Source organism: Streptococcus suis S735, from assembly GCF_000294495.1.
GTDB lineage: Bacteria > Bacillota > Bacilli > Lactobacillales > Streptococcaceae > Streptococcus > Streptococcus suis.
Genome location: NC_018526.1, coordinates 605,328 through 625,489, shown reverse-complemented (window position 1 = coordinate 625,489; position 20,162 = coordinate 605,328). Strand labels below are relative to the sequence as shown.

General features: G+C 38.5%; 18 protein-coding genes. 5 read left to right on the top strand and 13 right to left on the bottom strand.

Annotation, left to right across the window (positions count from 1 at the left end):
* Positions 1–18: 18 nt before the first annotated feature.
* The gene (locus YYK_RS03115; protein WP_012775036.1) at positions 19–498 is read right to left on the bottom strand and encodes a glutathione peroxidase; all 480 of its coding nucleotides are present in this window, start codon (positions 496–498) and stop codon (positions 19–21) included.
* A 13-nt stretch (positions 499–511) separates the two neighbouring features.
* Complete coding sequence (locus YYK_RS03110; RefSeq protein WP_011922181.1) at positions 512–1,228, bottom strand: pseudouridine synthase; 717 nt, start codon at positions 1,226–1,228, stop codon at positions 512–514.
* A 138-nt stretch (positions 1,229–1,366) separates the two neighbouring features.
* On the opposite strand from YYK_RS03110, the gene YYK_RS03105 reads away from it, so the two are divergent.
* The 3 genes from YYK_RS03105 (at position 1,367) to YYK_RS03095 (ending at position 4,987) form a co-directional block, all read left to right on the top strand.
* Complete coding sequence (locus YYK_RS03105; protein WP_011922180.1) at positions 1,367–2,323, top strand: glutathione S-transferase family protein; 957 nt, start codon at positions 1,367–1,369, stop codon at positions 2,321–2,323.
* 72 nt (positions 2,324–2,395) lie between these two features.
* Positions 2,396–3,511, top strand: coding sequence for a low temperature requirement protein A (locus YYK_RS03100; RefSeq protein ID WP_011922179.1), 1,116 nt, complete (start codon positions 2,396–2,398; stop codon positions 3,509–3,511).
* A gap of 273 nt (positions 3,512–3,784) precedes the next feature.
* Positions 3,785–4,987 carry an IS110 family RNA-guided transposase gene (locus YYK_RS03095; RefSeq protein ID WP_012775158.1) on the top strand — a complete coding sequence of 401 codons (1,203 nt, stop codon included), beginning with the start codon at positions 3,785–3,787 and terminating at the stop codon, positions 4,985–4,987.
* 235 nt (positions 4,988–5,222) lie between these two features.
* Here the strand turns inward: YYK_RS03095 and dltD are convergent, their stop codons facing one another.
* From dltD to YYK_RS03050, 10 genes are all read right to left on the bottom strand, one after another.
* On the bottom strand, positions 5,223–6,488 hold the full coding sequence (gene dltD / locus YYK_RS03090) for a D-alanyl-lipoteichoic acid biosynthesis protein DltD (RefSeq protein ID WP_011922178.1): 1,266 nt from the start codon (positions 6,486–6,488) through the stop codon (positions 5,223–5,225).
* Positions 6,481–6,720, bottom strand: a complete 240-nt coding sequence (gene dltC / locus YYK_RS03085) for a D-alanine--poly(phosphoribitol) ligase subunit DltC (RefSeq protein WP_002937198.1) — start codon at positions 6,718–6,720, stop codon at positions 6,481–6,483. Before dltC ends, dltD begins: the two co-directional genes overlap by 8 nt.
* Positions 6,721–6,762: 42 nt before the next feature.
* Entirely contained in the window at positions 6,763–8,004 is a 1,242-nt protein-coding gene (dltB, locus tag YYK_RS03080; RefSeq protein WP_011922177.1) for a D-alanyl-lipoteichoic acid biosynthesis protein DltB, read from the bottom strand.
* On the bottom strand, positions 8,001–9,536 hold the full coding sequence (dltA, locus tag YYK_RS03075; RefSeq protein ID WP_012775035.1) for a D-alanine--poly(phosphoribitol) ligase subunit DltA: 1,536 nt from the start codon (positions 9,534–9,536) through the stop codon (positions 8,001–8,003). The genes dltB and dltA overlap by 4 nt, the downstream gene beginning before the upstream one ends.
* Before the next feature lie 16 nt (positions 9,537–9,552).
* Positions 9,553–9,678, bottom strand: coding sequence for a teichoic acid D-Ala incorporation-associated protein DltX (gene dltX / locus YYK_RS09900; RefSeq protein ID WP_002937209.1), 126 nt, complete (start codon positions 9,676–9,678; stop codon positions 9,553–9,555).
* 472 nt (positions 9,679–10,150) lie between these two features.
* Entirely contained in the window at positions 10,151–10,495 is a 345-nt protein-coding gene (locus YYK_RS03070; RefSeq protein ID WP_011922174.1) for a hypothetical protein, read from the bottom strand.
* Between the two features lie 109 nt (positions 10,496–10,604).
* The gene (locus YYK_RS03065; protein WP_012775034.1) at positions 10,605–10,940 is read right to left on the bottom strand and encodes an SSU0592/SSU0593 family protein; all 336 of its coding nucleotides are present in this window, start codon (positions 10,938–10,940) and stop codon (positions 10,605–10,607) included.
* 431 nt (positions 10,941–11,371) lie between these two features.
* Positions 11,372–11,686, bottom strand: a complete 315-nt coding sequence (locus YYK_RS03060) for an SSU0592/SSU0593 family protein (RefSeq protein WP_012775033.1) — start codon at positions 11,684–11,686, stop codon at positions 11,372–11,374.
* A 398-nt stretch (positions 11,687–12,084) separates the two neighbouring features.
* Positions 12,085–12,429, bottom strand: a complete 345-nt coding sequence (locus YYK_RS03055; protein ID WP_012775032.1) for an SSU0592/SSU0593 family protein — start codon at positions 12,427–12,429, stop codon at positions 12,085–12,087.
* A gap of 466 nt (positions 12,430–12,895) precedes the next feature.
* Complete coding sequence (locus YYK_RS03050) at positions 12,896–13,600, bottom strand: glucosamine-6-phosphate deaminase (protein ID WP_011922172.1); 705 nt, start codon at positions 13,598–13,600, stop codon at positions 12,896–12,898.
* Between the two features lie 345 nt (positions 13,601–13,945).
* Between YYK_RS03050 and queA the strand changes: the two genes are divergently transcribed.
* Both queA and YYK_RS03040 read left to right on the top strand, forming a co-directional pair.
* A complete protein-coding gene (gene queA / locus YYK_RS03045) occupies positions 13,946–14,974 on the top strand; it encodes a tRNA preQ1(34) S-adenosylmethionine ribosyltransferase-isomerase QueA (RefSeq protein ID WP_012775031.1) in 1,029 nt (342 codons plus the stop codon).
* Positions 14,975–15,022: 48 nt separating this feature from the next.
* Positions 15,023–15,496, top strand: a complete 474-nt coding sequence (locus YYK_RS03040; RefSeq protein WP_002941715.1) for an arginine repressor — start codon at positions 15,023–15,025, stop codon at positions 15,494–15,496.
* Between the two features lie 290 nt (positions 15,497–15,786).
* Here the strand turns inward: YYK_RS03040 and YYK_RS10455 are convergent, their stop codons facing one another.
* Positions 15,787–20,046 carry a family 20 glycosylhydrolase gene (locus tag YYK_RS10455; RefSeq protein ID WP_011922168.1) on the bottom strand — a complete coding sequence of 1,420 codons (4,260 nt, stop codon included), beginning with the start codon at positions 20,044–20,046 and terminating at the stop codon, positions 15,787–15,789.
* Positions 20,047–20,162: the final 116 nt, after the last annotated feature.

Genomic DNA, 20,162 nt, shown 5'->3' with positions numbered 1-20,162 from the left:
ATGACTCCAGCCTTCTTGTTATTTTTCTAGGTAAAGTTCAATATCCTCTTTAAGTTTTAATGGACTAGTTGTTGGTAAATATCGTTTGACCACACGCCCTTGTCTATCCACCAAAAACTTGGTAAAATTCCACTCAATTCGACCTCCTAATAAGGTTGATTTTTCTTTCTTAAGATAGCGATATAGCGGACTAGCTTCAGATCCATTCACAGCAATTTTAGCAAAACGAGGAAAAGTTGTACCATAATTCAAGCTACAGATCTGATTGATGTCTTCCGCAGAACCGGGAGCCTGATTTAAAAATTGATTACAAGGGAAATCCAACACTACAAAACCGTTGTCTTTATAGCTATCATATAGCTCCTGTAGTTCCTTGTATTGTGGTGCCAATCCACAACCTGGCGCTGTATTGACTATAAGTAAAACTTGTCCTTGATACTCAGCCATGGACTGGTCTGTGCCATCTTGTTTTTGTACTGTAAAATCATAAATGCTCATTATATATCCTCCTCTAGTCAAAATAAGTGAATAAATGTTCCATTTCATTTGGTGTGAGTTGTCTGTATGTACCTCGTTCCAAATCCCCCAGTTCAAAACCACCAAAGGAAATCCGCTTGAGATAAGTGACCTTGACACCATAGGCTAAAAACATCTTTTTGACCTGATGAAACTTACCTTCTGCCAGCTTGATGGTCGCTCTGCTATGGTCCAAAGAAGCCTCCAAGACAGTCAAATCTGCAGGCTGACACCGTGTTCCATCCAAGAAAGTAACACCTGAGGCAAAAAATTTTGAAGCATCCTCAGCCAAGCATCCATTTACCTCCACATAGTAGACCTTGTCCACATGGTGGCTGGGATGGAGCATGCGATAACCGAGCGGACCATTGTTGGTAATGAGGACTAGGCCTTCGGTATCCCTGTCCAGGCGACCGACTGGGTAGAGACCTTCCCTACTGTCTTGCGGAGAAATCAAGTCGATGACTGTCTGATGCTCCTGGTCTGTCACGGCAGAAACGACTCCTGCTGGTTTATGGAGCAAATAATAGGCGGAACCTTCTAAGGCAACTTTTTTACCCGAAACTTGGATAGTTTGTAACTCTGGGTCAACAATCTGGCTTAGGCTTTGAGCTGCTTGTCCGTTAATCTTGATTTGCTGGGCTTTGAAAAGTTTTTTAACTTGCTTACGCGAGCCAACTTTGGCTTTCTCTAAACATTTGTCCAATCTCATGGGACTATTTTATCACAAATCATATAGCTTGACTCTTTTTGAAAAAAGTTTATAATACTAGTTAGTGATATATTTTTTTACAAAGGAAATCCAATCATCCTATTGGATTTCCCATTTTTTCAGTAAGGGAGAAAATTCATGGGACTTTTACAAGATGGCAAATGGGTGGATCAATGGTATGACACCAAGTCAACAGGCGGTAAGTTTATTCGTAGCGTCACACAATTTCGCAACTGGATTACGCCAGACGGACAGGCAGGCCCAACAGGAGAGGGTGGTTTTAAGGCTGAGTCTGGTCGCTACCACCTCTATATTTCTCTGGCTTGTCCTTGGGCTAGTCGGACCTTGATTATGCGAAAATTGAAGGGCTTGGAAGACCATATTTCCTTGTCTGTCGTTCATCCCCTCATGTTAGAAAATGGCTGGACATTTGAAGATGGTCCTGGTGTTATCAAGGATACCCTCTTTAACAGCGATTATCTCTATCAGGTCTATTTGAAGGCTGATCCACACTATTCTGGTCGGGTGACCGTGCCTGTCTTGTGGGATAAGAAAACCAATACCATCGTCAGCAATGAATCGGCTGAAATCATGCGCATGTTTAACTCTGCTTTTAATGATATTACTGGAAATTACGATGACTATTATCCAGCAAACCTGCAAGCCGAGATTGATGCCATGAATGATTTTGTCTATCCAAACATCAACAACGGAGTCTACAAGGCAGGTTTTTCAACCAGTCAGGCAGTCTATGAAAAAGAGGTCAAGAACCTTTTTGCTGCCTTGGATAAACTAGAAGAGCATTTGGCTGATAAGAACTATCTGGTTGGCAATCAGCTGACAGAGGCTGATATTCGACTCTTTACCACTTTGGTGCGATTCGATCCTGTTTACTTTGGGCATTTCAAATGCAATATCAAGGCCTTGGTTGATTATCCAAACTTGTGGAATTATACCAAACGGATTTACAACCATGCTGGCATTGCAGAGACGGTTGACTTTGACCATATCAAACAGCACTACTACGGTAGCCACAAAACCATTAACCCAACAGGTATTGTCCCAGTCGGACCAGACTTGGACTGGACACTATAAGATATAAAGAGAGATGACATCCTCCCTTTTCGTATGGTATAATATTTCAGATTTTTTTAAAAGGAGATTGACATGTCTGAAATTACAGCAAAACGTGTTTCCAATTATGAATTATTTTATGATCTGGTCTTTGTCCTGGCCACTTCTTCACTGACTGGCTTGCTACATGGGAACCACATCGGTTTCAAGGAAGTTACAACATTTATCACTACAAACTTGATTATTATGACCTTGTGGATGAATGAAACCATCTATCTCAATAAATACGGCGAACGGGATTTTCTGGATATTTTCACCATTATTCCATCCATGTATCTGATTGGAAATATGTCACTTAATTTTAGCAACGATTTTGCACAAACAGCTCTGCCATTTAACACCTTTTTAACCTTGTCTTATGTCATTATTCTCCTACAATATTACTTAAGAGGAAGACGGATTGGCTTTAATGAGGACATCAAGGCAACCTTGCAGATGCTGGCGACTTATATTGTTGTCTTTGCCGGTGCAACCTTGTTGGTCATCTTCAAGCTATGGACCAATGATGAACGGATGCTGATTGTCTATATTATTCCCTTCTTGATTTCCTTCTTCTTCCAAAAGAGAATGAGTCATGACCCCATCAACTTCCCACACATGGTGGAACGTTGCCAGCTGATTACCATTATCACTTTCGGTGAGATCGTCATAGCTATTATCAAAAATTACCCGCTTCTAGAACTTCCTTTGGAAGGAATCCTCCTCTTCTTCGCAATGGCGACTCTGTTCATCTTCTATATTTCTCAAACCTATCTCACTATCGACCATCACCGCAAGGCAGATGCGACTGTTCTGCTATACGCTCACTTGGTAATTGTTCTTGGCTTGAATTTCTTCACAGTGGCAATGGAGCTTTTCCCTAGTCATCATAATGATTTGGCCTTGCCCATGCTGATTGTAGGAAACCTTATCTTCTATAGTGGTATCCTTTCGACCTCCTTCTATAATCAACAAGTCCATCAAGTTGGCAGGAGAGGGCTGTTCATCTATGCTCTCATTTTACTAATTGGAAATGTTGCCTTATTGCTGGATGGTCATTCAAATATCCTACTATTTGTTATCTTAAACCTGCTCTCACACGCTATGGTTGCCTATCATGTTATTCGCTTCGGCAAAGCCAACCACAGTTTGTTGGGAGAAGATATGTAATCATTCAGTTTATTACAGTAAAAGAACAAAAACATACTAAGATTAGTAGTGAGGAAATCTCCGACGGGAGAAAGTACTCACTACTTTTTCTTTATGATAAAGTAGAGGTGTCTTGTTAAGTCGAGGGTGCTTTTGACGCTAGACGTCGCAACAAAAACTGGCAAGACACCTGTTTTAGAAAGAATGTTATCAAAGTATGTGGGACGCCAGACGTCGAGTATTGAAAATGACATCGCTAAAACAAGGAATCATTCAAGACAAAGAGGTAATATCATGCGAGTAGTTTTTGGGATTGATGTGAGTAAGGCAAGTTCAGAAGTGGCCATTCTAGTCAATGGTGAGAAAGTTCATGGCTATACCATATCCAATGACGCCATCGGCTTTGCTCGGCTACTTGGCGATTTGAGAACCGTCCATAAGCCAGAAATCATCTTTGAAGCAACAGGTGTCTATTCTCGCCGTCTCCAAACTTTTCTAGATGATAATGGCTATGCTTATACACGGCTTAATCCCTTAGAAGCTAAGAAGCAACTGGATAGCTTGCGTGTGCGGAAAACAGATCAAATTGACGCTGAAAAACTGGCTCAATCTCAATTTGTGCTGAATCGTAAACCCACTTATGTCCAAGAAGAAGTCTACCAAAACTTGCGGGATCTCAGCCGTTTCTATCAGAATCTGACCGAGGATATTGTTCGAGCTAAAAACCGCCTGCACAAGGTCTTACAGGTCACTTTCCCTGAATTGGAAAATATCTTATCGACACCATCTGGCGAACAATACTGGAACTTAGTTATAGCTTTTCCTTGTAAGGACTGCGTACTTGAGTTAAGCAATGATGAACTCTCAAAGAGCATCCGTCTGTCCACTTCAAAACGGATTTCTGACAAGCGTGTGGCTTACTTAGCCGAGAAGCTTATAGCACTAGCTAATCAATCTTATTGTGCCGTCAAGAAAACCTCTCCAATACTGGAAGAGGTCCGTTACTATACAAAAGAATTGCTTAGACTTTCTGAACAGAGACAGGCAGTCTTAGACGAAATGGTGGAACTAGCTCAGCCATTACCTGAATATGACATTCTGCTCTCTATTCCTGGAATAGCTGAGACTACTGCAACAAGTATTATTGGTGAACTGGGAGATATTCGCCGTTTTCAGTCTGCCAATCAAATCAATGCCTTTATCGGTATTGACCTGAGACACTATGAATCTGGTAACTTCCTCGCTAAGGAACACATTACCAAGCGTGGTAATCCCTACGCTAGAAAGATTCTGTTCAAGTGTATCCACAATATCGCTTCAGCCAATCATACCAATCCTTGCCATATCGCAGACTTTTATAAGAAACGAAAAAGACAATCGCAAACGACTTCAACGAAGCTGCACACGATTGCCTCCATACATCGTCTCATTCGGACAATGTATTACCTCATTATGCATAACAAATTTTACGATTACGCTTCAACCCAAAATCGGTAAAACTGTTTATGCTCTATCATTGTAACACCTTATCAAAAAATTTCAACATAAGGTGTTGGTTTTGTATGCACTTTTTACACGTAACTTTAGTCCAAAATAAAACAATTTCCTTATTTGGATGACGAGACACAAAATATTTTTCGTCAAATACCTTGATGAACTTGACAAATGGTAGAAAAAGCAAGGAGACTTCCTAATTCAAAGCCTTCTTGCTTTTTATTATAACTGTATCTAACTATTTCAAAAATAAGTTTAAATCTCCCTTATATGCAGCCCATTCGGAAGTTAAAAATTCTTTTTTTAACTGATAATGAACAGGTGCTTGTTGTTCTGTCAAGAATGGGTGGACATACTTATCAAGCTCCAGCCAGCCTTGCCAACCGATGTGGATCGTATCTTGCATAAAATAATCTATCCCCCCCTGCTCCGACAAATCAGCAATATGATTGAAACCTTGACTGGTCAACTGGTACTTAATCTTTGCTACTGTTGCCCGATACATATCTTTATTGAGACCAGTGTAGTTCATCCAACGTTCATTAACCGGGGGAATTACAAATAGCACATCAGTCTGATGTTTAGCAAATTCATTCAAAACCAGCTGAAAATCATTGTACTCCGGTGATTGCAGATAAGATATTTTTGTCTGGGATTGTTTGAGTTTTTTGATTTTTGACTGAAGACGATTTCTATAAAACCTATCATCAATTTGGAAATCATTTGATTGAGTAGAACGACTCCCGTCCTCATTAGCCACTTTACTCAAGCGGTCATAGGAAAAAGTCTCTGGAAGTTTCATCGCTTCCGTTTCTACCAATCCTAAATTACTACCAGAATCAGCAAAGCGACTAAATAAGGCATCTTGCTTTTCTAATAAATAGGCTTGCCAGTTCAACTGCTCTCTATCCCATTTCGACAATTCCTTACCACTAGCTACTTTTTGAAACATTCCTGTCAAACTACAGTCTGATTTAAGCTCTAAGAAACGCTTTGCTGCATATCTATCATAGTCATCCTTAGCACTTGTTTGCAGAAAATGAGTGGCTTGATCACTACTAAAATATTGTTCAAATGCCTTAGATGATGCCCCTTTGGGTGAAAACCATTGAGGAGAAACAACATAGATAGCCTGACTATTTTTTAAATGTGCCCCAATCTGTTGCATGCCAAAATATTGTGTCAGCGAAGCTGCACCACGTTGTCCTAACAAATAGGGAGTATACTCTCTCTGATAGGCATCTGCCAACACTGACGGATGCATACTATCAAAACGTGACCATTCACTTGACCCAAAGAAAGGAACAAAACGATGATTTTTATCTCCCAGAGCCCTATTTTTCTTATATTTGCTCTTAAAACTAATATAAGACAATGCTACTGCATCTTGTTTTTCTTCTTTGAAATTTGACCGAGAAGAACTCGGGAAAAACAACAACGTGAGAATAACTAAAAACGTTGCACAAATCACAGGTCCAAAAATCTGCCACAATTGCTTACGCATGCATCAACTCCACAACACCAGAAATGATTTTGTTAGCTGTATTCCAATCTTCACGACCAAACTCTGAAACTGGAACTGTAATATTAAAACGACTTTCTAACTCCACAATAAGTTCTACAGTTCCCATACTATCCAAAACACCCGCATCAAATAGGTCTTCATCCATCATTTCAGATACATCTTCCATAAATAATTCTTCGATAATATTCAATATTGTTTCTTTTACATCCATTTTTTATTCCTTTCTACGATTCATACAATCGTTACCTATTGTCTACTTGAACCACAATTTATCTAAAAATCCTGAAAATATCAAGAAAGAGAACATGACCGTATGGAAGGTCACAAACATACCAGCGAAACTCGTCCAACGATTATCCGGCAATGGTTCTTGCCCAGCTTTTTTTCGAGCTAAATTAATTGATTTCTTCTTACGAATCCAAGCATCATTGATGATCAACCCCAAAGCATGAAAGAGACCATATGCAATATAATACCATGTTACACCATGCCACAAGCCCATCAAGAGCATATTTAGCAGATAGGCAACATTAGATACCGTATTTCGATTTTTGAAAACCTTATGTTTCAACAAAGTCTTAACCAGACGCATGAAGACGAAATCACGGAACCAAAAAGATAAGCTGATATGCCATCGATTCCAAAACTCCTTAAGATCACGCGATTTGAACGGTTGATCAAAGTTAATTGGGCAGCGAATACCCATAAGATTGGAAATACCTATGGCAAACATGGAATAGCCTGCAAAGTCAAAGAATAATTCAAAACCATAAAGATACATAACTCCAATAGTAGGTAAGTTAAACCATCCACCTTGATCCAAGGCTACTGCCTTTAAAGGCTCCAGTAAAGTATGCCCGATAAAATAGGCTAGAATAAACTTATATAAGAAGCCCATCATAATATAATGCACAGTCTGATCGAGCATATTTAATAACTCAGTTCGCTCAGGAATTTGTTTGTAATCTTCCGTAAACCGTCTATAACGATCAATAGGGCCACTCGAAATAGTTGGCATAAATAGCAAAAATCGCAAAAAACTTCCCAAACTAAATTCCGTTAGTAAACCGTCCCGCATTTCAATCACCATTCCGACCGACCGAAACGTTAAATAAGAAATACCTAAAAAACCGAAAATTGCCCCATGCTGACTAAAAGTCGGTGCCAACTTTACCCAAGTCAACGGAAAAACAGCTAAACACACGATTAGATAGAAGACCCAGCTTTGATTTGCCCGTTGACGATAATGCTTGTAGAAAAAAATCAACATTGTCTGCCAAATAATATAGGCCAATAAAGACAGCAATTGCATTGTCTTTGTACCTGTAAACATCAAGACAATGAAGGCTAAACTAACACCTGTTTCATACAAGGGGAAACGTTTTTTAAAAAAGAGTCCTATAAAAATTGGTACTAGCGCCAAGACTAGATAGAAAAAGTACAATGGATTTCCATAAGGCTCTAACTGAGGTAGCTGTTTAAAAAACTCCATCATTGAGCATTCACCTCAGCGATCAACCCCTTAATATCAATCTTCCCATTTGCAGTCAAAGGAAGACTGTCTCGATAAATAAACTTCGAAGGCATCATATAATCCATCATCCGTTCTTTTAACTCCTGCTTGATGACCTTGGTTAACTCCAACTCTCGATCGAACTGCTCCATAATCCCTGCTTTAGGGACAACATAAGCTAACAGATTTTGCACTTTATGGTCAGCATTATAACGTGGAACAGCCACCGCAGCCTCAATATAGGTTGATTTATTTAGGTGTTGGGCAACTTCTTCCAACTCGATACGATAACCATTATATTTAATTTGGAAATCCATACGCCCACCATAGAGTAACAGACCTTCATCTGTCATTACACCCAAATCCCCAGTATGATAGGCCTGTAAGCCGTCAAACTGGAAAAATGCCGCCTCGGTTCTCTCAGGATTATTCAAATATCCTTTAGAGACAGCAGGACCTGATACAACAATTTCTCCCTGTTGACCATTCGGTACTACTTGACCATCCTCATCCAAAATAAAAGTTGGCGAGTCTGGTTTGGTATAACCAATCGGCAAACGTTTATAATTCACCAGCATCTCATCAGTGATGGCAACTGCTGATAAGGCGACTGTAGCTTCGGTCGGTCCATAAGCGTTAACAATCACAGCTTTTGGAAAACGTTCGCGGAGCTTCTGAGCTGTTTTTACAGTTAACTCCTCTCCGTCAAAATAGAAATGCGTCAAATCTGGTAAATGTTCCCCATCAAACTCACGAGATAGCAAAGCCATATCTACAAATGATGGTGTCGAAGTCCAAATCTTAAATGGCAAAGTTTGAATAGCTGCAAATAAAGTCTTAAAATCCAAAGTCAACTCTTTCGGTAGAGCAAATAAGGTCCCACCAAGGGCAAGCGTCGGAGCCCAATACATAACCGACAAGTCAAACGAATAGGAAGGTTGAGCTAACATTTGCGGTCGCTCTGGTAGCGCAAACTCCTTATCCCTTATCATCCAGTTAGTAAAGCTGAGCAAATTGTCATGCGAAATTTGCACTCCTTTTGGTTTACCCGTTGTCCCAGAAGTGAAGATAATATAGTAGGTATCATCTTCGCTTACAGGATGTATCAACTGATAAGTCGACTTCTTCTCAAAAATGGCTTCAACTTCAGACAAACCAAGCACTGGCAAACTTGTCTCTAGCGGAAAGTCTGCTACCGCAAACACCAAACTCGGCTCTGCTATTTCCAGAATAGCTTCAATCCGATCCAAAGCAGAATGACTATCTACAGGGATATACGGATGGCCAGCCTTGGTTAAGGCTACAAAGATTGCCAACATCTGGTACTCCTGTCCGCCAAAAACAAGGACAGGAGAGTTTGCTGGTAAATCCAAACTATCAATATGGGCTGCTAAAGAATCTGAATCTGCCTTTAAATCCCCATAACTATACAACTGTCCTAGATAATGGTAAACAGGGTAGTCAGGATTTTCTGTCGCAAAATGCTCTACCCGCTCTAACATACTGCTAATCATTTTTATACTCTCCTCTTTAAAACTCATTATAGATAAATCCTCCCTGTCCAATGTCTAAATAACTATACAGATACAAAAGTAGTAACAATATAAAAAAATAGAACAGGGTTCTACAGATAAATCGTACAACTGGATGTTGCATGTTCTATCTCCTTCCATCTCTTATTCCTGCGAATTGCTTTAAATACAATGTCTAGTCAATCTTGACTTACTTCGAACTCATTCCATTCATTAGATGATTAATTTTAAATCAACCTATATTTTACCATAATTTTGTCAATTTATTTCTTTTTTCACTAAAAAATACAAGAATATACCTGTTACACAAAGACTGTATTTTTTTATCAATGCAATATAAAAAGTTTAGAACAATTACATCCTAAACTTTTCACTCTTTAATTTATCTAAGAAAAATTACAACTGAGACTCAAGAAATATGGAATTCGTGTCAACATCTCATTCGCAAAAAATGTGAGGTCTATTACATAATTTCTTGCACAATCTCTAGTTTAGATGCCTAGATCTCTCCAATATTTCATACGCTTTTCATTTGAATAAAAGCTCACATGAACCACTGTTCTCTATCCATATGAAGTCAACGAAAAATAGAAACCTTAGCTAAAAATACCTTTGACAAAAGTTGTAAAACGAGTCCAAAGTTCCCAAAACCATGAAGACTTTTCAGAAGATTTAGATGGAATTTCAGCTTTTCCAATAAAAGTTATTCCTTGATTTTTGAAATTGGTATTTTCAAATTTAGCTTGTATCTGAATACTATTTGGATTTCTATCTCCAATCGCTTTTTGAAGCTGCTCACCCGTAATCGGTTTGTGTTTTCCTGCTACAGTCTGATCAGCAGTTACTTTCTCTTCAGCATGCACCGTTGTCGCAATCACAGAGGTAACTGCGAGAGTTGTAATGAGTGTTAAAGCTACTAGTTTTGAATTAGCTTGTTTCATGAAATGTCTCCTTTTACAAAGTATTAGTTTTTTTAATATGAAGGTTTATAAATTAATTGCGCTAAATGTTATAAGATTATTAATAGATTAATAAATCAAAACTGAATTACTATCCATTTTTAAACAGTCTTTCTAAATGAAAACCATGACGAAGTTGTTCAAAAAACTTTTTAATGGTACTCCAAAGAGATTCATACCAAGTTTTTTGTTTTTTAGAACCAGCAGCTCTCGGCATCGCAATTTTTACTGGACCATCATGAGAACTCCGATTTGATGTATTTCCCTTAACAAGCACCTGAGTATTTCTCATTGCAGAGCTATCTGATGAAGTAAAATTATGCCCCTGTGCACCAGCAGTTACGCCACCTGCAGTGCTCATCAACAGAGCAAGAGCCATAGCACACAGACCAACTTTATAACTACGTTTTGTTACAATACGTTTCATTTTTGAAATATCTCCTTTATACAATATTCGCCCTTTTTTAGACAATGTAGTGCCAGTATATCACAAAAAAATAACGTAAATCCCAACTTTAGAGAAAGATTAGATAAAAAACCATTAAATTCCAAAAAATAAAAATATTAATATAAAAACTAGGAAATAGGATACGCTCCTTTCAAGAGAACCTTGTCTCGAATAAGCGAAGTAATAAAAAAGAATATCCCTAAAAAATTTAAAACCCTCTATTTTCACAGAGGGCATACTATTTTGAGTTATATTATTAAAGTTATGAATGTATAGATGAAAAAGATTTTTAAGAGGGTAATATTATAGAAAATTAAAAATTTAAGAAAGATTAATGAAGGTATGAAGGATTTGCAAATTTAATTGACTAAATATTACAAGAATATAACTCTAAATAGTAAACATTCTACTTAACACCATCCAACTCCACGACAGATTGCTTCCCAAAATGTTTTTACACTACTCCAAAAAGAATCAAACCATGATTTGGTTTCAGATGGTTTAGTTGTAGAATTATTCACAGGTTTCAAAACTATGCCCCCCTGTGTAAAAGACCCCGCCGGAGTTTCCAACAGCCTATACACTTTGGCATCACCTCGAGTTTCGACACTATAGGTACCCGTACTTGCATGTGCAGTGGCACCACCTGCAGTGGTCATTAGCAAGACCAAAGCCATAGCACTCAAACCAATTTTATAACTACGTTTTGTTACAAGTTGCTTCATTGTTGAAATATCTCCTTTATACGATATTCGTCTCTACAAATGATAGTATAGCACAAACAGACAACTCAAATTCCAACTTTAGAAAAAGGTTAGATAAAAAACTATAAAACTCCAAGATATGCATATTAACACAAGAACAAAAATACACATGCAATATTATATTTATGGTTCAAAAAACTTGTATCGAATAATTGTGGTAATAAAGAAAAAATGTTTAAAACCCTCTATTTTCATAGAGGGCATACTAATTCGAGTTATATTATTAAAGTTATGAATGTATAGATGAAAAAGATTTCTAAGAGGGTAATATATAGAAAATTAAATAATTTAAGAAAGCTAGTGAAGTATGAAGGATTTGCAAATTAATTAACTAAATATTACAAGATTATAACTCTATGTTACTTACTAACTTTGAGCCCAGTTAGTCCCACAGAACAACATAATGCATTCCAGAATGTTTTTACACCACCCCAAAATGAACTAAACCATGATTTTTGTACAGAAGAAGCCATTGGAGGCACAGTTGGGTTGACAGGCTCTAAATTTCCAACCTCTCCTTCATTGAAAGACTGGTTTGATTCTTTCAATTTTAGAAGTACATCACCACGCTGTACTAAGCCAACTGATGACTCAAGGTGCTGCTCTGCATTTACAACTGCACCACCTGCAGTAGTCATCAACAATGCAAGTGCCATAGCGCATGCGCCAACTTTATAATTACGTTTTGTTACAATATGTTTCATGATGAAACATCTCCTTTGTATAGATATTTGCTTCCTCCTATCGGAAACGTAGTAACAGTATAGCACAAAAAAATAACTCAAAAACCAACTTTAGAAAAAGATTATATAAAAACCAGAAAACTACCTGAAAAAATTGAAAACGTTATACAAAACGTAGAGAAAATGATACTATTTCGCCCATTTCACTTATCCCTATCAATTTTCAACATGATAAAGGATGGCAATACCTCTTGTTGAAATTTTCTCTCACATCCAACTTAATGTTATATATAATCCATTCAAATATATAACAACTGATATGGATTATCAGAATAGCAAAAGGCATGCCCTTAAAAATATAAGTTACATGCCTTTTCACAATTTTTGTCAAATTCATAATGGAAAAAGAACCTAGATTCATTCAGAAATTATACTTATTGTACTGTTACAACCAACTTTATGTCTAAGAATAATCGTTTACAACATACTACACTAATTTACTCGCTGCTGCTTGGTCGAGGATGAGGATGACATTGTCATGGTTTTGGAGGACGCTTGCTGGGACATCTTCTGTCACTGCCCCTTCCACAGTCGCCTTAATGGCGTCAGCTTTTTCCTGACCATAGGCCATGAGAACAATGGTCTTGGCTGCCATAATGTTGGCGATGCCCATGGAGATAGCTTGTTTTGGTACATCTTCTGGATTGTCAAAGAAGCGGGCGTTGGCTTCAATGGTTGATGGCGCCAATTCAACCAGATGGGTCTGACCATCAAATGGAGCACCTGGTTCGTTGAAACCGATATGGCCGTTGCGACCGATACCCAAAATTTGGAAATCAACCGGATGTTCAGCCAAAATTTTATTGTAACGTTCTGTTTCAGCAACTACATCTGTCGCCAAACCATTCGGTAAATAAGATTGTTTAAACGGTTTGGTATTGAAAAGATTTTCCTTCATAAAATGAATATAGGATTGGTCGCTCTCCTCACCTAAACCAACATACTCATCCAAGTTTACAGATGTCACATCCGAAAAGTCTAAATCCGACTCACGAATCAATCTGTAAAATTCTAACGGACTGGAGCCTGTTGCCAAACCTAATACCTTGGTACCTCCGTTCAATTTTTCTCTCAAAATGTCTAATGCTACAGTTGCTCCTTCAACTTGATTGTTTACTACATGAATTTTCATAACACACCTCTTTGGTCTATACCATTTTGTTTTTCTTTATTATATGGTATAGACCAATTTTTGTCAAGAATTTATACTTATAGAGTATTACATCAGCACGAATAATTTTAATTCTCTTCCCATCCATCAAGACTTAAGTGTCTAACTATGATATAATACATTTATGACAGATGTGCTTTTTTACTTATTTTTTATTGGTATTCTGTTCTGCCTTACTGGCTATTTTATTTCTAAATCAAAGGTCCTAAAGTTTATTTTCTACCTGATTGGTGGTCTATTGGTGGCTTTGCCATTTGCCCTATTGATTTATTTTACCTATATTTTATTTTAGTCTAAGGAGTGAATATGAATACTGCAGATTTTGATTTTGATTTACCCGAAGAGCTTATCGCTCAAGTACCCCTTGAAAAGCGCGACAGCTCTAAACTATTGATCCTCGACCGCGAAAAACGGAGCATGGTTGACAGTCACTTTGACCATATCATCGACCAGTTGAATCCCGGTGATGCTCTGGTCATGAACAATACGCGTGTTCTGCCTGCCCGTCTCTATGGCTACAAGCCTGAAACTATGGGACATGTTGAGCTTTTGCTTTTGAAAAATACCCAAGGTGATCAGTGGGAAGTTCTTGCCAAACCAGCAAAACGTCTGAAGGTCGGTACCACAGTCGCTTTTGGTGACGGACGATTAACTGCTACTATCGTAGAAGAATTAGAGCACGGTGGAAGAATTGTTGAATTCTCCTATGAAGGTATCTTCCTTGAAGTCTTGGAAAGTCTAGGCGAAATGCCACTTCCACCTTACATTCATGAGAAATTAGAAGACCGTGAACGCTATCAAACAGTTTATGCCAAGGAAAACGGTTCTGCCGCAGCCCCAACTGCTGGACTACATTTCACCCAAGAGTTACTCGAAAAAATCGAAGCTAAAGGAGTGAAGCTAGTCTATTTGACTCTTCACGTTGGACTTGGGACCTTCCGACCAGTCTCTGTTGATAACGTTGATGAGCATGAAATGCACTCGGAATTCTATAACCTATCAGCAGAAGCTGCTCAAACCCTCAATCAGGTCAAAGATAGCGGTGGTCGTATCGTCGCAGTCGGCACGACATCCATCCGCACCCTCGAAACCATCGGTAATAAATTTGATGGCCGTTTGCAAGCTGATTCTGGTTGGACAAATATCTTCATCAAACCTGGCTACACCTTCCGAATCGTTGATGCCTTCTCAACCAATTTCCACCTGCCAAAATCTACTTTGGTTATGCTAGTTTCTGCCTTTGCAGGTAGAGAATTTACCTTAGATGCCTATAAACATGCTGTTGAAGAACGCTACCGCTTCTTTAGTTTTGGGGATGCAATGTTCATTCAATAGGCTGTTATCACCAAATTATTCTGAATTCTGATTTTATTGGAGGGCCCTATGAACAAGATTGAAAGCCGCCATCAGCTGATCCTATCTCTAATCATGGAGAAGAAAATACATACCCAGCAGGAATTGCAAGAATTACTAGAGGTCAACGGAGTCTCCGTCACCCAATCTACCCTCTCCCGTGACATCAAGATGCTCAATCTTGTCAAAGTCAACGAAGATGATTCTTCTCACTATGTCATCAACCCCATTGCTCCTACTCGCTGGGAAAAACGACTGCGACTCTATATGGAAGATGCTTTGGTCATGCTAAAACCTATCCAACATCAAGTGGTGCTCAAGACCCTACCTGGATTGGCCAACTCATTCGGTTCTATTTTGGATGCCATGGAAATTCCTCAAATTGTAGCGACCGTCTGCGGTGACGATGTCTGTCTCATCATTTGTGAAGATGTCGAGGGGGCACAAGCTTGCTTCGAGCACTTGAAACAGTTTACTCCACCATTTTTCTTTAGTAAATTATAAAAATTTGTGTTCACAAACAACATACTTAATTTTAAAGATAATTTTTCAAATAAATATCAATAACTTCCCTTTATACTCATAAACGAAAATCTCCCGTAATAAGATTTATTACGGGGGATTTTTAGTAGCCGATAAAAAATTATCCTGTTATTCATAGCTTTCTAGTTTACTTTTTGTACAAGGCAATAAGCTACATGCTATACTTGGGTACAGCAAAGCGAGTGAAAGAAAAACTAGATAACTATATAATTACAATTAGAAAGCCCTGAACCTTAATTCAAGTGGCTACATTACTCCTTCTTCCGCCGGCGACTAGCAAATGCCAGACCAATCATCCCAAGGAGAGAGAATCCAAGACCATCTACTACTCCTGTATTTGGCAATTCTTTCTTCTGAGAAGCTGCTTGCTTGGAATTTGACTGCTCACTGCTTGGTTTTGATACGAGGGATAAAGGTGTGACAGATGGTCCATAGTTTGATGTCAGGTATCCCTTAAAGGCAGGGCGTGGTTCTGCTTGGACACTTTTTCCTTTAGCAGTAATCAGAGGTAGCTTGCCTTCTGGTAAGGGCTCCGCTTTGACGCTGTCTCCCTTTGCTGTCACAGGAACTAACGCTTCACGCGCTGCTTTTACTTCTGCCAAGTAACCATCAACAAACGCTTGGTTATTTCTACTTAGTTTCCAATCAATCTTGTTCAAGACCTCTTTTAAAGTCGCCACGCTCTCTGGTGTATAGGAATTTAAATCAGTAGGAATCTTCCCAACTTCTTCTCGCAAATCTCGGTACTCTGCCAAAAAATAATCAGAATTGTTTTCCGTAAAACTGTGCAAAAGTTTTTTAATTGAGTCATAGCTGTAAGGCTTGCTTGGGTCATCTGCCCATACCGCAACCATACTACCAATAATGGGTACCTTAGTATTCTCAGATTTCGGTACTTGATCAAACCTTGTAGATTTAGTTCCTCGAAGACCTTGATCAAGGTTATACCATCCCAAACCTTCTGCTTCACGTCCAATAACATAGTACCAAGCATCATTTGTATTAAGAATTTTATGCCCTTTTTCATGAAGGAATTTTGAGGAAGCAACATCATATCCTCCCCAACCTCCTGTCCAGAAAGAAGCAATAATGTCTTTATCAAAAGTACCCGAACTAGTATCGTGGTTATAATAGATACCATCATTGAAAGCCATTGGCTCTAAACCATGCTTCTTGACGATAGCTGCTAAATCATTGGCATATTGAATAAACTTACCATAATCACCTTGTGTCTGAAGAATGTGCCATCCAGAAGCATTTGTAGCATCGTTAGCATACTCATCTAAGCCAATATTGAAAATTTTAGATTTGCCTGCAAAGTAACTAGCATATTTATCAATTAAGGCTTTAGTAAAAGCAACTGCTTGGTCATTTTTTAAATCAACTGTACGTGCAGATGTTTTGCCATTATAACTAAATTTTGGCGATTTTATCCCCAATTCTTCCATTGCTTCTACAATCGCATCCATATGACCTGGGCTATTGATAGTTGGAATAATGGAAATATTTTTTTCCTTAGCATAAGCAAGAATATCATCCATCTCACTCTGACTTAAGGTTGTACCGTTTGGATCGTCATAATAATGCTTATTACCATTTATTATTGCTTTTCTAACTGCTTCACTGTCATACACCTTATCTCCAACGGTCAAATTCATATCATCTAATAAAAATCTCAGACCATCATTTCCCAATAAGAGGTTCATATCCGTGTAACCATAAGAAGAAATTAAATCAATAATCTCCTTTATCTGATTTACAGAGAAATACTTGCGACCGGCATCGAGTGAAAAAACTTTGGACAAGGCTAGTTTTTCTTGATCAACAATAGGTTTTTCTGGTTCTGCTTCAGGATGAGTAGCTACAAAAGTTACTTTTGCTAACTGGACATCACTGGCTTGCAAGCCTTTCTCTGTTCCATCTTCCAACTTATAGGAAATACCTTTAACCGTTGGAAAGACGATCTTCACAAATTTAGTACCTTTTCGAATGTTGCGAATATCAAATGTAGTGCGTGCATAAGCTGGGGTTGCTTCTACAAAATTATCCACTACAGTAACATTCTCTTTATTCCAGCTTTTGCCGTCAACAGATGAATACACAGTGAAGTCAATTTCACCGTCTTTTGCATTTATCAAATGTTTGCGAACAGATTTTCCTTCATTAGCCCCTGCTTCTTTATTATAGACAGAATAGTCTTCAAGTGTTTTGTAATAAGTCGTTAAGTGCAAAGCCTCTGGATTAGCAATCTTGTAGACTAGTGCATTTTCGCCATCACCATCAGCATAGAGCCTGCTTGTTTCGTAACGTGGTTGACCTCCATAGTAGAAATTATTTTTGTTTTCATGAGCTGCTTTCCCGTTAGAGACTGTTACGAGGTGACCAAGTTTTTGCTGCGGCTTAATAACATAATCATTAGGCTTGGCATCATCTAGATTATCAAAACGTACCTTACTTTGATCTGCTTTTTGATAAATTCGAACCCAATCAACCAAGTACTCACTATCCTGTTTAGTCATGTTGCGTTTGTAATCAACATCACCAACCCAGCCATCACCAACTTGGGTTTCCAGTATCGGGAACATAGGGCGGGTGTGCATACCATCCCGATCCTTACCACGGTCTGTTTGAAAAACAAATTTTCCATCAATATACCATTTGATGACATCTGGAGTCCATTCGACTTCGTAGACATGGAATTCCTGACTCCAAGCTTCGTAATTCTTATAAGCTGAGCCATCAGATTTTTTATTTTTTGCCAAAATACCAAAATGGTTAGTTGTCCATGCATACCATGGATTTTGACCAAGGTATTCCAAAACGTCAATTTCGTCATGCCCGGTCTCATCCTGTGCCAACATCCAAATAGCAGGCCAGATTCCCTTAGAGTCATTTACCTTAGCTCGAACAGCCATTCGACCAAATTGGAAAGAATACTTATCTTTAGATTCTAGGCGACCAGAAGACCATGTTACTTTATCTGGTAATTCTTTATCATCATACCGATCGTGCCCAACTGCTTCAACCAAAGTTTTTTTATCCTTATGGTTCGTGCTACGGATAGACAAATAGCTCTTGTCGCCATCTTTTTTGATAGAAACTGCTTTACGATTGTATATAGCCGCATGATTCCACATGCCATCAATAATTTGCCATTTACTTTCATCAATCTTGTCGCCATTAAATTCATCAGACCAGACTAATGTATCGTATTCAGATTTTGGTGGAACATATTCTGGAGCAGATTCGTCATAAGATTTTCCTCGTCCCATAATCTGAATTTCTGAATATCGAAGAGGAGTATCATCTACGCGCGTACCTCTAAAGCGAACATAACGCGCTTTAGAGTTCTTCGGAGTTTTAATTGTTATAATCTGTTCCTTGTCAATGGTGAAATTTTCATTCTTATAGATTGTATTATAATTATTACCATCATTATAATCATCATCCAAATCTATCCGGAAATTACGATACTCTCCAGGAGCTAACTGAACCTTGATTTCCTCAATAGTATAGACATTTCTAAATTCATATTGAAGATAAGCTTTATCCCCTATTGATTCTTGAGTAGTATAATTCTCGTCGAACTTTCCATCGTTAATGGCTTCTGGATTAGTTGGAGCCTTACCATAGAAATATGGTTTTTTCAATTTAGCGAGGTTGACTAGCTCGGTTTGTGGTTCTTCATTCGTACCAGCATCTGCTTCAACCTGCGCCAAGACTTCTATCTCGTTAAAGAGAACGCCATTACTATATCCCTTCCAGGAACTGTTTGTATTTTGGATATAATGCCCCCGTCCCCAAATACGAATATAACGAGCATTGATTGGTGCTGGTAATTGGATGACTTGAGGCTGTCCTTTATTTGCAATTGTTTCTTCTACATCTGCCTGTTTGAAAATGACTTCTGTGGTTTCAGGAGAAAAATCTGCACTTGTAGACAATTCCACTTTAACATCTTTAAAAGTAGACACTGCATTGTCATAAGTATTACGATGAATTTTTACAGTATGGACGGGAACTTCCTTTTCAAAATCATACTGAACGTAAACATGATCCCACTTGGAGTAACCGTTATCTGGTTCGCCAGTTTCTTTACCAGCAATGATTTTGGTATTGCTATTGGCATCGTCGCTACTACCGTAAGCACTCCCATCGGTAGCTGCATCTGGATTTTTTATAGAAACAGAAGGGACCGTTGATAATTCAGAAACCATCTGATGCTGGCTGTTGGTTACTGGCTTTTTCCCTTCTACCACATTTTTACCAGCTACTTGTGGTTCCTCCTGTTTTTCTTCTGGAGTTGAAGGTTCTGTTTCAGTTGATGGAGTAGCTTCTACAAGTGGTTTTGCTTCAATAACAGGTGGAGTTTCATTGTTGATTGCTACTGGTTCTCCCTGAGATACCTCCTCTGCTGCAACAGTCTGCCCTGCCCATACCAAAAAACTGGTACAGATGAGAAGCTGACCAAGGATGACTTTTTTCGTAAACTTACTTGTTTCTTTTTTCATTATTTCCTCCTATAAAGTCTGCAAGTTTATCCTACCTATAGCCAAAATAAAGCAGTTTGTAAACCTATTTAGTCTCGTACAAGACTCAAAATTCAGTTTACTGGTTGATGTGCGAT